At 70.8% G+C, this 12,107-nt stretch carries 12 protein-coding genes; 6 read left to right on the top strand and 6 right to left on the bottom strand.

Annotated elements, in window-relative coordinates:
• Nucleotides 1-71: 71 nt before the first annotated feature.
• Nucleotides 72-1,094, top strand: coding sequence for a GGDEF domain-containing protein (locus SZ55_RS05015; protein ID WP_044402301.1), 1,023 nt, complete (start codon nt 72-74; stop codon nt 1,092-1,094).
• Here the strand turns inward: SZ55_RS05015 and SZ55_RS05020 are convergent.
• A complete protein-coding gene (locus SZ55_RS05020) occupies nt 1,091-1,846 on the bottom strand; it encodes an NRDE family protein (protein WP_044402303.1) in 756 nt (251 codons plus the stop codon). The genes SZ55_RS05015 and SZ55_RS05020 overlap by 4 nt on opposite strands.
• Before the next feature lie 162 nt (nt 1,847-2,008).
• Here SZ55_RS05020 and SZ55_RS05025 point away from each other — a divergent pair, with 162 nt between their 5' ends.
• The 4 genes from SZ55_RS05025 to SZ55_RS05040 are packed head-to-tail and all read left to right on the top strand — an operon-like array spanning nt 2,009 to nt 5,445.
• On the top strand, nt 2,009-2,791 hold the full coding sequence (locus SZ55_RS05025; protein ID WP_044402305.1) for a sulfite exporter TauE/SafE family protein: 783 nt from the start codon (nt 2,009-2,011) through the stop codon (nt 2,789-2,791).
• 9 nt (nt 2,792-2,800) lie between these two features.
• Nucleotides 2,801-3,604 carry a prolipoprotein diacylglyceryl transferase gene (gene lgt / locus SZ55_RS05030; protein WP_044402306.1) on the top strand — a complete coding sequence of 268 codons (804 nt, stop codon included), beginning with the start codon at nt 2,801-2,803 and terminating at the stop codon, nt 3,602-3,604.
• Nucleotides 3,601-4,395 (top strand): thymidylate synthase, encoded by a 795-nt coding sequence (locus SZ55_RS05035; RefSeq protein WP_044402308.1) that lies wholly within the window; start codon nt 3,601-3,603, stop codon nt 4,393-4,395. Before lgt ends, SZ55_RS05035 begins: the two co-directional genes overlap by 4 nt.
• A gap of 51 nt (nt 4,396-4,446) precedes the next feature.
• On the top strand, nt 4,447-5,445 hold the full coding sequence (locus SZ55_RS05040) for a ribonuclease T2 family protein (protein ID WP_044402309.1): 999 nt from the start codon (nt 4,447-4,449) through the stop codon (nt 5,443-5,445).
• Between the two features lie 18 nt (nt 5,446-5,463).
• On the opposite strand, the gene SZ55_RS05045 is transcribed toward SZ55_RS05040, so the two are convergent.
• The 3 genes from SZ55_RS05045 to SZ55_RS05055 all read right to left on the bottom strand — a co-directional run bounded on the left by SZ55_RS05045 (nt 5,464) and on the right by SZ55_RS05055 (nt 9,462).
• Nucleotides 5,464-6,834 (bottom strand): GTPase/DUF3482 domain-containing protein, encoded by a 1,371-nt coding sequence (locus SZ55_RS05045; protein WP_044402312.1) that lies wholly within the window; start codon nt 6,832-6,834, stop codon nt 5,464-5,466.
• Nucleotides 6,827-8,215: a DUF2868 domain-containing protein gene (locus SZ55_RS05050; RefSeq protein WP_044402315.1), complete on the bottom strand. Its 1,389-nt coding sequence runs from the start codon at nt 8,213-8,215 to the stop codon at nt 6,827-6,829. Before SZ55_RS05050 ends, SZ55_RS05045 begins: the two co-directional genes overlap by 8 nt.
• Before the next feature lie 95 nt (nt 8,216-8,310).
• A complete protein-coding gene (locus tag SZ55_RS05055; protein WP_044402318.1) occupies nt 8,311-9,462 on the bottom strand; it encodes a glycerophosphodiester phosphodiesterase in 1,152 nt (383 codons plus the stop codon).
• A gap of 159 nt (nt 9,463-9,621) precedes the next feature.
• Between SZ55_RS05055 and SZ55_RS05060 the strand changes: the two genes are divergently transcribed.
• Nucleotides 9,622-10,134 carry a dihydrofolate reductase gene (locus SZ55_RS05060; RefSeq protein WP_107330114.1) on the top strand — a complete coding sequence of 171 codons (513 nt, stop codon included), beginning with the start codon at nt 9,622-9,624 and terminating at the stop codon, nt 10,132-10,134.
• A gap of 85 nt (nt 10,135-10,219) precedes the next feature.
• Here the strand turns inward: SZ55_RS05060 and SZ55_RS05065 are convergent, their stop codons facing one another.
• Nucleotides 10,220-10,684: a metallophosphoesterase family protein gene (locus SZ55_RS05065; RefSeq protein WP_152644440.1), complete on the bottom strand. Its 465-nt coding sequence runs from the start codon at nt 10,682-10,684 to the stop codon at nt 10,220-10,222.
• 37 nt (nt 10,685-10,721) lie between these two features.
• Complete coding sequence (locus tag SZ55_RS05070; RefSeq protein WP_044402322.1) at nt 10,722-12,101, bottom strand: uracil-xanthine permease family protein; 1,380 nt, start codon at nt 12,099-12,101, stop codon at nt 10,722-10,724.
• Nucleotides 12,102-12,107: the final 6 nt, after the last annotated feature.

The raw sequence follows: 12,107 nt of genomic DNA on the forward strand, positions 1-12,107 counted from the left end.
CTCCAGCGGGCGGCTCCGCGTGCCGCCCGACCCGATGCCTCGCGCCTGCGGGCATCCAGGAGCCGCCGCTTATGGACGAGCCCTCCGCCACCGACCGCGATGTGGAACGCACCCTGCGCCACGCCCTGGAGATCGTCAGCGACGGCATCTGGGACTGGGACATGCGCAGCGGCCACGTCACCCGCAGCCCCGGCTGGTACGCCATGCTCGGCTTCCCCCGCAACAGCCTGCCCGAGGACGTCGACACCTGGGAGAACATCATCCACCCCGACGACCTGCCTCGCGTCATGCAGAGCTTCAACGCCTACCTGGAAGGGCGCTCCGAGGTCTATGAAGAGGAATACCGCTGCCGCTGCCAGGACGGCCGCTACCTTTGGATCAGCGATCACGGGCGCTTCGTTGAGTTCGACGAGGACGGCCAGCCCACCCGCATGATCGGCGCCCACCGGGACGTCCACCAGCGCAAGCTCGCCGAGCTGGAACTGCAGCAGCGCAACCAGGAACTGCTGCGCATCAATGGCGACCTGGAGGCCCTGGTGGCCAGCCGCACCGAGGCCCTGGCCCAGGCCAACCGGGCCCTGGCCGAGCAGGTGGAGGCCGCCATCCGCCTCAGCGAGACCGACCCGCTCACCGGCATCGCCAACCGCCGCTGCTTCGAGACCCGGCTGCAGCGGGAATGGCAGCGCTTCCAGCGGCACCAGTGCCCCACCGGCCTGGTGATGCTGGACCTCGATCACTTCAAGCGTATCAACGACGAGCACGGCCATGCCGAAGGCGACCGCATCCTCCAGGCCGTGGCCGAGCAGATTCGGGCTGTGTTGCGAGAGGAGGACTGCTTCGCCCGTTGGGGCGGCGAGGAATTCATCCTGCTGCTGCCGGACACCGGCCCCGAGGCCCTGCTGCAGCTGGCCCGGCGTCTGCACCGGCGGATTCCCGAGGCCGGGACGGACCTGCCCCGGCGTCTCAGCGCCAGCTTCGCCGTGGCCAGCCTGGTGGCGGGCGAGGACATCACCGCCCTGCTCAAGCGGCTGGACGACGGCCTCTATCGCGCCAAGCAGCAGCGCGACTGCGTCATCGTCTGCCCGTCGCCCTAGCGGGTGCGCAGGTTCAGGTGCACGTCGTCCAGCGGTTTGCCGAACGGGCCGAAGCCGCGTTCCACCACTTCGCGGCTGCCGTCCCCGCGCACGATCAGGGCCGTCGTGGCGCGGGTGCCATAGGTGCGGCTGGCGATGAACACCGGCGACAGCATGCGCTCGGTCTCCAGCCCTACGCCGGTGTCCGGCAGGGTCGCGTCCGAGGCCGGCTGCGGGTCGTGCATGAGGTTGAGCAGGTCGGCCGGGCGCACCACGTCCAGGCACTCGGCCAGGGCAGCCTTGGTCTTGCGCACCTTCGGCCAGGGTGTGTCGAGGTCGGCGTTGGACAGCCCGTAGAGCCCCGCCTCCAGGCGGCGCGGGCCCGGGCCTCGGGAGTGCAGGAACCACAGCTCGCGCCCGTCGCCCACCAGCAGGTTGAAGCCCGCATAGTCCGCCGCGCGCCGGTGCGCCTCGGCCATGAAGGCCTCCGGGGTCTGGGTGCCGCCGAGGAAGCCCACGCACAGCTCGCCCCGTGAGCGGCCGGTGGCCGGATGGCGTGGGTCGCGGATGTTGGTCAGCGCCGCGAAGCGCCCGCCCTGTCCCAGGCCGAGCCAGGTGCCGCCGGCTTCCAGGTCACGCCCGGCATGCAGGCCTGGCACGTCGTGCCAGGCGCCGAGGGCGCGGGTCGGTCGCTCGTAGAACTCGTCGCGATTGGCGGCCAGTACCAAGGGGGTGGCATGTCCTGGGCGCCAGGCGAAGGTAATCAGGCACATGGTGAGGCTCCTTCTCCGTGATCCTCGGCCGAGTCTAGGGGCTGTAGGAAAAGGCGTCGAGAATACCGACGATTCGCGCAGCGGGGCGGGAACGGCCGTCGCCCTGATTGGAGCGGCAAGCGGCCTTCCGTTACCATGCCGCTTTGCTTCCGGGGGTGTCGCTTGGAATTCCTGCTCTACCTGGTGCTCGGCGCCTTCGCCGGGGTGCTGGCCGGCCTGTTCGGTGTCGGCGGCGGCATGATCATCGTGCCGGTGCTGGTGTTCAGCTTCACCGCCCAGGGGTTCGATCCGAGCGTCCGCACCCACCTGGCGGTGGGCACCTCCCTGGCGACTATTATCTTCACCTCGATCAACGCCGTGCGCGAACACCACCGCAAGGGCGCGGTGCGCTGGGCGATCTTCGCCTGGATGACCCTGGGCATCCTGCTCGGTGCTGCCATCGGTGCCTACACCGCCAAGCTGATCCAGGGCCCGATGCTGCAGAAGATCATCGGCTGCTTCGCCATCCTGGTGTCCCTGCAGATGGCCCTCGACTTCAAGCCCAAGGCCAGCCGTGACGTGCCCGGCAAGCCCGGCCTCACCGCCGCCGGCGTGTTCATCGGCTGGGCCTCGGCGATCTTCGGGATTGGCGGCGGCTCCCTCACCGTGCCCTTCCTCAGCTGGCGCAGCGTGCCGATGCAGCAGGCCGTGGCCACCTCCTCCGCCTGCGGCTTGCCGATCGCCATCGCCAGCGCCCTGTCGTTCATGGTGCTGGGCTGGAACCACGAACACCTGCCGCCGCACAGTGTCGGATACGTCTACCTCCCGGCGCTGGTGGGGATCGCCCTCACCAGCATGTTCTTCGCCCGCCTGGGCGCGCGCCTGGCCCACCGGCTGCCCCCGCGCCTGCTCAAGCGCCTGTTCGCCCTGCTGCTGTTCGCGGTCGGGCTGAGTTTTCTGATCTAAGGAGTCGTGATGCTGGCTTATCCCCAGATCGATCCGGTGGCGTTCAGCCTCGGACCCCTGAAAATCCACTGGTACGGGCTCATGTACCTGATCGGCATCGGCGGTGCCTGGTTGCTGGCCTCGCGCCGGCTGGAGCGCTTCGACCCGACCTGGACCAAGGAGAAGCTCTCCGACCTGGTGTTCTGGGTCGCCCTCGGGGTGATCGCCGGCGGGCGCCTGGGCTACGTGCTGTTCTACGACCTGCCCGCCTACCTGGCCAACCCGCTGCTGATCCTCGAAGTCTGGAAAGGCGGCATGTCCTTCCACGGCGGCCTGATCGGTGTGATGCTCGCCACCCTCTGGTTCGGCAAGCGCAACAACAAGAGCTTCTTCCAACTCATGGACTTCATCGCCCCGCTGGTGCCCATCGGCCTTGGCGCCGGGCGTATCGGCAACTTCATCAACGCCGAGCTGTGGGGCAAGGCCAGCGACGTGCCCTGGGCGATGATCTTCCCCACCGACCCGGCGCACCTGCCGCGCCACCCGTCGCAGCTCTACCAGTTCGCCCTGGAAGGCGTCGCGCTGTTCGTCATCCTCTGGTTCTACTCGCGCAAGCCGCGCCCGACCATGGCGGTTTCCGGGATGTTCGCGTTGTTCTACGGCATCTTCCGCTTCGCCGTGGAGTTCGTCCGCGTACCGGACGCCCAGCTCGGCTACCTGGCCTTCGGCTGGGTCACCATGGGCCAGATCCTCTGCCTGCCTATGATCATCGGCGGCCTCGCACTGATCGTCTGGGCGCACCGTCGTGAAGCCGCCCAAGGAGTCACCCCGTGAAGCAGTACCTCGACCTGATGCGCCTGGTGCGCGAAACCGGCACCTTCAAGAGCGACCGCACCGGCACCGGCACCTACAGCGTGTTCGGCCACCAGATGCGCTTCGACCTGGCCGAGGGCTTCCCCCTGGTGACCACCAAGAAGTGCCACCTGAAGTCCATCATCCACGAGCTGCTGTGGTTCCTGCAGGGCGACACCAACATCCGCTACCTCAAGGAAAACGGCGTCTCCATCTGGGACGAGTGGGCCGACGAGAACGGCGACCTGGGCCCGGTCTACGGCTACCAGTGGCGCAGCTGGCCGGCGCCCAACGGCGAATCCATCGACCAGATCGCCAAGCTGATCGAGATGATCCGCAAGAACCCCGACTCGCGCCGCCTGATCGTCTCCGCCTGGAACCCGGCCCTAGTGGACCAGATGGCCCTGCCGCCCTGCCACGCGCTGTTCCAGTTCTACGTGGCCGACGGCAAGCTCAGCTGCCAGTTGTACCAGCGCTCGGCGGACATCTTCCTCGGCGTGCCCTTCAACATCGCCAGCTACGCCCTGCTGACCCTGATGGTGGCCCAGGTCTGCGACCTGGCCCCCGGCGAGTTCATCTGGACCGGCGGCGACTGCCACCTGTACGCCAACCACATCGAGCAGACCGACCTGCAGCTCACCCGCGAGCCGCTGCCGCTGCCCACCATGAAGCTCAACCCCGAGGTGAAGGACCTGTTCGCCTTCAAGTTCGAGGACTTCGAACTGGTCGGCTACCAGGCCCACCCGCACATCAAGGCCCCGGTCGCCGTCTGACCCCCCGGCCGGGGCGCCCGCCCCGGCCCGTCTGCTCCAGGACAGCCCGCCATGAACGCCCCGCTCGCCGCCCTGCTCACCGGCCTCGTCGGCCTCTGGACCCTCGCCGCCCATGCCGAGCCTGCCCAGGGCGGCTTCGTCGCCTCGCAGCGCTGCGAGGCCTACCAGTCGATCCGCAAGCGCAGCAACCCCGATGGCGCCACCCTGCAGCCGGGGCAGCGCTACCGGGTGGTGGAGGTCAACAAGCGGGACTACGACTGGCTGCGGGTGCGACTGCCGGACAACGCCACGCCGCTGCGCTGGGTGCCGGTCGGCTGTGGCCAGGTGGAAGACCTCAGCCTTGGCGCCCGCCAGGGCACCGGGAGTGCCGCCCAGGGCGAGGCCTGCAACGTGCCGGGCCAGCACGACGGCTACGTCCTTGCCGCCACCTGGCAGCCCGGCTTCTGCGAGCACGTCGCCTACAAGGGGCGCAAGCCGGAGTGCGACGCCCTGGCCGGCGGTGACCTGCAACTGAACCACCTCACCCTCCACGGCCTCTGGCCCAACCGCCAGGCCTGCGGCACCCGCTACGGGCACTGCGCAGGGCCGGCGCTGGTGCTGGACGAAAGCACCCGCGCGACCCTGCGGCCGTGGATGCCCAACGTCGGCTACGGCGACGACTTCAGCCGCTACCAGTGGGAGAAGCACGGCACCTGCCAAACCGACATGGACGCCAACGCCTACTTCCGCCGCGCCGCCGAGCTGGTGCGCCAGCTGGATGCCACCCGTGCCGGGCAGTACATCGCCAGCAACGTCGGCGGCGCCATCTCCCAGGCGGCGTTCTACCAGAAGGTCAGTGAGGAGTTCGGTAACCCCCGGGCCGGCAACAACTTCCTGCTGGTGTGCACCCGGGGTGGCTATCTGCAGGAGGTGCGGGTGAGCCTGCCCCGCGCGCTCAAACCCGCCGAAAGCCTGGTAGGGGTGATGGACGGCCAGTTCGCCGAGCGCCGCCCCGGTGACCGCAATGCCTGCCGGGACGATCGCGTTCTCATCGAGGCCCCGGGCCTCTAGCCGCCCACGCCAACGTTCTTAAGCGGCCAGTTCGGCTGCCAGGCGCTCCAGCTCGGCCTGGCGCTCGGCCTGCTCCAGCTCAGCGCCGGGGTTCAACGAGGACCATTCCGGGTGGGCCCGCGCCTTGCCCAGGGCGGCAGGCAGCTTGCCCTGGCGCCATTGCTCGTCCGCCGGCGCGTCCACGCGGATCGCCTCGAACGCCGCATGGCCGCGCAGCTCCAGTGCCCGCAGCAGTTCCATCTGGCGCAGCGCCAAGAGCCGCAGGATGCCGTCGTCCACCGTCAGCTCGCGGTGCCCGCGCAGCTTGCCCAGCAGGCGCTGGCCGTAATGCCCGACCGTCTGCCAGGCGCCGCCGGCCAGTGCGCCGATGGCGGCCGCAGCCCCCAGGGTCAGCCCGCCCACCAGCAAGTCCACCCCGGCACCGGCCGCCGCGCCTGCGGCCACGCCGCTGCCCAGGCGCACGCCGAGCTGGCGCAGGGTTTCCGGGTTGAACAGGTCATCACCCCAGCGCCCGTCCAGCAGCGGCAGGTCGCTGGCGGCGGCATCCTCCCGGCTGAAGGCGTACAGCCGCAGCAGGGCTTCCACGCAACGCTGCTCGCGCTGTCGCACCTGCTGGCGCAAGGCCTCGGTGGCAGCCTGCAGGGCATCGGCCTCGGTGGCCACGCTGCGGCGGCAGGCCGCCACGTCCAGCAGCAGCTCGGCCACCAGGCGCTCACCGGCCTGGCGGCGCAGCTGGCGCTGGGCCTGCTGGTCGTCCACCAGCCGCTGCAGTTGCGGGCGGCCCCGCTCCAGCAGCAGGGCCAGGCTGTCGTAGAGGCGCGGCTCGCCGTCCAGCGGCGGCGCCACGCTGTCGAAGCGCACCAGGGCGTGCAGGCCCAGCCGGGCCAGGGCCTCGCGCCAGGGCTCGCCGCGCTGGTCGTGGCCGGCCACGAAGTTCAGCACCGGCAGCAGCGGCCGGCCGCACATGGCCAGCACCGCCAGCTCGTCGCGGTACTTGGCCAGCACCGGCTCGCGGGCGTCGATGACGTACAGGCCGGCGTCGGAGGCCATCAGCTGGCGCAGCACCTTGGCTTCCTGCTCGAAACGCTGGCGCGCCTCGGCGCTGTCGAGGAAGCGCGCCAGGCGGGCCGGGCCGTCCAGCCGCTCGCCGGGCCGATCCAGGCGCTCCAGGTAGTCCAGCAGGGCGATGGCGTCCTCCAGGCCGGGGGTGTCGTACAGCTCCAGCAGTGGCTGGCCGTCGACGGACAGCCGCGCGCCCTCGACATGGCGGGTGGTGCTGGGGCGGTGGGAGACCTCGCCGAAGCTGCGGTCCCGCAGCAGGGTGCGCAGCAGCGAGGTCTTGCCGACGTTGGTGTGGCCGACCACGGCCAGGCGCAGGGGCTCAGTCATGGCCATGCTCCAGCCAGTGGAAGGGGGCGCTGTCGGCGTGGCGCAGGCCCTGGCGGTCGAGGGCCTGGTGCCATTCCTCCAGGCGCCGGCTGTCCAGCGCCTCGCCGGCCGGCGCCGGCAGCAGCCAGACCCGTGCCTCGACGGTGCTGCGCGCCAGTTCGCCGATCAGCGCCAGGGTGCCCCGGTCCGGCGAGCGGCGCGGGTCGCAGGCGATCGCCAGGCGCTGGGGCGGGAAGCGGCTGAGCTGGTCCAGCAGGCGCTGGCGCTGCTCGCGGCTGTCCAGCACCCCGGCGTCGCCCACGCCCTTGGGCAGCGCGGGCGGCCAGGGGCGGCTGTCGTCCAGTTCGATCCCCACCAGCAGGGCGCCCGCCCCTTCGAAGGGCAGTGCGGCCTCGGTCATCGGCCCTTGGGGGCCGGGGTCGGCGTCCACCACGCCCAGGCGTTGGCTGGCCGGGTTGAGGCGTTCGCGCAGCAGGGCATAGCCGGGCAGGCCGGGCTCAACCGCCAGTCCGGCGCGCCCACGGCTCCAGCGCCACAGGCACAGCAGCATCAGGCCCAGGCGCGGCAGCAGGCCGTAGACCAGGGTGACCCCCAGCAGCCAGCCGGACCAGGCCTGGCGGGGCGCGGCGTCGGCGAGCATGTCGCTGCTGGCGCGGATGGTGTCGCTGTCCGGCAGGCTGAAGCCGAGCAGCGCCGGCAGGGCGCCGAGGCCCTGGGTGAGGGCGACGAAGGTGTCGCTGCCGAGCAGCGTGGTTTCCCAGACGAAGCCGTAGCGGCGGGTGGAAAGCAGGGCCAGCAGGGTCAGCAGCGCGGTGCCCAGCACCAGCGTCCAGAAACCGTGGACCAGCACGCCCAGGCCCCAGCGCGTCAGGCGGCGGCGCTGCAGCATCACCAGCAGCGCCGGACCCAGCTGGGCGGCCGCGGCATCCCGCGAGAGGCGTGCGCACAGCCACCACCACAGGCGGCCGAGGGCGCTGGCGTGGCCGCCGGCCAGGAGGCCGAGGGTCCAGCCCAGCAGGGTCAGCAGGTGCAGGCCGAGCAGCCCGCCCAGGGCCCAGAACACGTTGACCGGGCGCTGCCCGTCGCCCAGGGCGGCTGCTGCCAGGGTGGCGCCGCTGGCCAGGGCCAGCAGCACCAGGGCCCAGGCCGCCAGGCGGGCGCCTTGCAGCCAGTGGACGAGGGCGCCGAGCTGGCCGTCGCGCTGGGCGAGGAACAGCGCACGGGCCTGGATGCGCTGGGCGAGGTCGCCCCCGCCGGCGTTGGCGCGGCGGTTGGCTTCGCTGTCCTCCAGCGGGCCGGCGTGCTCTTCGCGCAGGCGGATCGCTTCGGTGAGCCAGAGGCGTTGCAGATCGGTGAGGGTGGGGTTCGCGGAGTCGGTCACGCGGCTTCTCTTCCCATGGGACGAGGCAGAAGCATAACCGCTGACGCCAGGGGTGGTGCAGCGGGCGGCCGGTGGACCGCCCGCCGGGGGGCGCACTACGGCGCCGCGCGCGCGTCGCGGACCTGCACGGCCAGGTCCGGCTGGTCGATGAACAGCCCGTCGATGCCGGCGTCGAGGAAGGCGCGGATCTCCGCCTGGATGTCGCCCCGTGCCTGCGGGTCGCTGCCCTGGCGCAGGTTGGTGGGCAGGAAGGCGTTCTCCGCGCGGAAGGTGTAGGGGTGCACCTTGAGGCCCGCCGCATGGGCGTCGGCGACGAAGCGGGTGGGCTGGCCCAGGTTGCCGGCGGCATCGCGGGGAATTATGTAGCCCTTCTCCGGCCCGACCCCGGCGGCGTAGCGGGCGACGGCGCGCAGGCCGTCGGGGCTGGCCATCCGCGCATAGGTCAGGCCGGTGCCCAGCACCTGCTGGTCATAGGGCTGGCCGCTGCCGTACAGCTGCACCAGGCGCAGGCTGCTCTGCCGGGCGATGCGCTGCAGGTTGTCCACCTCGAAGGACTGGATGTACACCGGCGCGCGGCGGTCGGTGTAGCCGTTGTGTTGCAGGGTGCGCAGCAGCGGCTTCTCCATGGCCAGGCCGAGCTGCTGGAAGTGGGTGGGGTGCTTGGTCTCGATGTACAGGCCGATGCGGCGCTGCTGGCTGAGCTGGAGGCTTTTCACCAGGTCGATGATCTCCTGCAGGGTGGGGATCTCGAAGGCGCCGTCCAGGCGCGCATTGCCGGGGCGCACCTGGGGGATGCGCTCGATGGCGCGCAGGGTCTTCAGCTCGGCCAGGGTGAAATCCTCGCTGAACCAGCCGGTGAGCGGCACGCCGTCGACGCTCTGGGTGCGCTTGCGGTCGGCGAACTCGGGGTGGCGGCTGACGTCGGTGGTCAGCCCCAGCTCGTTGTCGTGGCGGGCCACCAGGTGGCCGTCGCGGGTCATCACCAGGTCCGGCTCAACATAGTCGGCGCCTTGCAGGGCGGCCAGGGCGTAGGACGCCAGGGTGTGCTCCGGCACGTAGCCGCTGGCGCCGCGATGGCCGATCACCAGGGGCTGGCCCTCGGCGCGCGCCGGGGCGCGACTGGCCTGGGGCTGCTGGGTGGCCCAGTCGAGGGCGGATTGCACCGGGTCCGGTGCGGCGAAGGTGCAGAGGGGCAACGTCAGGCTGCAGGCCGCCAGCCAATGCCGCAGGGTCGGGGTGGATGCCATGGGGCGTCTCCTTGCGGTAGGGAAGCGCAAGCCTGCGGCAGGATAGATGACGGTTTGTCGTGCGCCGCCCGGGCATGTGTTGCCGGGCGTGACACCGTTGGCGGCGACAGAAGGAAAGGCCGGCTGGCGGTGGCCATGGCCTCTGGTATTCTCGCCGCCATGAAAAAGACCCTCCCCCTCGCCCTCATCGCCGCCCAGGCCCGCAACCGGGTCATCGGCCGCGACAACCAACTGCCCTGGCACCTGCCGGCGGACCTCAAGCACTTCAAGGCCCTGACCCTGGGCAAGCCCATCATCATGGGCCGCAAGACCTGGGACTCCCTGGGCCGCCCGCTGCCGGGGCGCCTGAACCTGGTGGTCAGCCGCCAGGCCGGCCTGCAGCTGGAGGGCGCCGAGGTGTTCGCCAGCCTGGAAGAGGCCGTGGCCCGCGCCGAGGTGTGGGCCCGCGAGGAGGACGCCGAGGAAGTGATGCTGATCGGCGGCGCCCAGCTCTACGCCCAGGGCCTGGCCCATGGCGACCGCCTGTACCTGACCCAGGTGGAGCTGGAGCCGGAAGGCGATGCCTTCTTCCCCGAGGTGCCCGCTGCCGACTGGCACCTGGCTTCCAGCATCGAGTACCCCGTCAGCGACACCACCCCCGCCTACGCCTTCCAGGTGTGGGAGCGGCGCTGAGCCGGTTGGCACAGCGCGGGTGGACGTAAGAAACGACGTCCCCCCATGCCCGGATCGGCCCTTTAGGCGGGCCGGGCTCCCCCGTTCAGATGCCCAGCTCGCGCAGTTCCGCGCGGACTCGTCCGTCTTCGATCAGCAGCAACCCCACCGCTATCGGCAGCTTGAAGCGCCGGGSCCCGGCGCTGCCCGGGTTGATGTGGAGGATGCCGTCGCGCTGGGTGATCAGCGGCTTGTGGGAGTGGCCGGTGACGATGGCGTCGACGCCGCGCGTGGCGAGGTCGGCGGGGATGTCGGCCTGGTCGTGGACCAGGTAGAGGTGGACCCCACCCAACTGCAGGCTGAGGTCGTGGGGAATGGCCTGGGCCCAGTCCTGGGTGTCGTTGTTGCCGCGCACCACGCTGAGGGGCGCGAGCTGGCGCAGGGCGTCGAGGATCTCGGGCTTGCCGATGTCACCGGCGTGGAGGATGTGGTCGCAGCCTTCCAGGGCCGCCAGGGCCTGGGGCCTCAGCAGGCCGTGGGTGTCGGCGATCAGGCCGATGCGCAGGGTCATGGAAGGGGCCTCGTGGGGGAACGAGGCCCATTCTGCCTCACGCGGCGGAGCGCGGGGTTTCCGGCAGGAACCAGTTCAGCACCAGGGCGCACAGGCCGCCGGTGGCCACGCCGGACTCCAGCACGTTGCGCACCGCTGCCGGCATGTGGGCGAGGAACTCCGGCACCTGGGACACGCCCAGGCCCAGGGCCAGGGACACGGCGATGATCAGCAGGGCGCGGCGGTCCAGCTCGATGCCGGCGAGGATGTTGATGCCCGAGGCGGCCACGGCGCCGAACATCACCATCACGGCGCCGCCGAGCACCGGTTCGGGCATGGCCTGGAGCACGCCGGCCACGGCCGGGAACAGGCCCAGCAGGATCAGCATCAGGGCGATCCAGCCGCCGATGTGGCGGCTGGCGATGCCGGTGAGCTGGATCACCCCGTTGTTCTGGGCGAATACCGAGCTGGGGAAGGTATTGAGTACGCCGGCCAGCAGGGAGTTGGCGCCGTTGACCAGCACGCCGCCCTTGATCCTTTGCATCCACAGCGGGCCTTCTACCGGTTGGCGGGAGACCTTGCTGGTGGCGGTGACGTCGCCGATGGCTTCCAGGGAGGTCACCAGGTAGATGACCAGCATCGGCACGAACAGCGACCAGGAGAAGCCCAGGCCGAAATGCAGCGGGGTCGGCACTTGGATCAGCGGCGCCTCGTGCATGCCGCTGAAGTCCAGGCGGCCCAGGGCGCCGGCCAGGGCGTAGCCCACCAGCAGGGCGATGACGATGGCGCAGCTGCGCATCCACACCACCGGGATGCGGTTGAGCACCAGGATCACCGCCAGCACGGTGCCGGAGAGCAGCAGGTTCTCGCCGTTGGCGAAGGTGCCGTTGGCCATGGCGCCGAAGCCGCCGCCCATGCTGATGAGGCCGACCTTGATCAGGGTGAGGCCGATCATCAGCACCACGATGCCGGTCACCAGCGGGCTGATCAGGCGCTTGATGAACGGCAGGATGCGCGACACGCCCATCTCGATGAAGGCGCCGGCCATGACCACGCCGAAGATCGCCGCCATCACCGCTTCCACCGGGGTGCCCTGCTTGACCATCAGCGCGCCGCCGGCGATCAGCGGGCCGACGAAGTTGAAGCTGGTGCCCTGGACGATCAGCAGCCCGGCACCGAAGGGGCCGAAGCGGCGGCACTGCACGTAGGTGGCGATGCCGGAGACCACCAGGGACATGGAGACGATGAGGTTGGTGTCGCGGGCCGACACGCCCAGCGCCTGGCAGATCAGCAGGCCGGGGGTGACGATGGGGACGATGATCGCCAGCAGGTGCTGCAGGGCTGCCAGGATGGCCGCCAGCGGGCGCGGCTTGTCCTCCAGGCCGTAGACCAGTTCGTTGCGGGACTCGGGGGCGGAGGGGTTTTCCAGTGAGGTCATGGTGGT

Source organism: Pseudomonas sp. FeS53a (assembly GCF_000931385.1).
Taxonomy (GTDB): Bacteria; Pseudomonadota; Gammaproteobacteria; order Pseudomonadales; family Pseudomonadaceae; genus Metapseudomonas; species Metapseudomonas otitidis.

What these genes read in the sequence shown, in the direction of transcription:
- SZ55_RS05015 (WP_044402301.1), top strand. Translation starts at nt 72, where the DNA reads ATGGACGAGCCCTCCGCCACCGACCGCGATGTGGAACGCACCCTGCGC.
- SZ55_RS05020 (WP_044402303.1), bottom strand. Translation starts at nt 1,846, where the DNA reads ATGTGCCTGATTACCTTCGCCTGGCGCCCAGGACATGCCACCCCCTTG.
- lgt (WP_044402306.1), top strand. Translation starts at nt 2,801, where the DNA reads ATGCTGGCTTATCCCCAGATCGATCCGGTGGCGTTCAGCCTCGGACCC.
- SZ55_RS05040 (WP_044402309.1), top strand. Translation starts at nt 4,447, where the DNA reads ATGAACGCCCCGCTCGCCGCCCTGCTCACCGGCCTCGTCGGCCTCTGG.
- SZ55_RS05045 (WP_044402312.1), bottom strand. Translation starts at nt 6,834, where the DNA reads ATGACTGAGCCCCTGCGCCTGGCCGTGGTCGGCCACACCAACGTCGGC.
- SZ55_RS05055 (WP_044402318.1), bottom strand. Translation starts at nt 9,462, where the DNA reads ATGGCATCCACCCCGACCCTGCGGCATTGGCTGGCGGCCTGCAGCCTG.
- SZ55_RS05060 (WP_107330114.1), top strand. Translation starts at nt 9,622, where the DNA reads ATGAAAAAGACCCTCCCCCTCGCCCTCATCGCCGCCCAGGCCCGCAAC.
- SZ55_RS05070 (WP_044402322.1), bottom strand. Translation starts at nt 12,101, where the DNA reads ATGACCTCACTGGAAAACCCCTCCGCCCCCGAGTCCCGCAACGAACTG.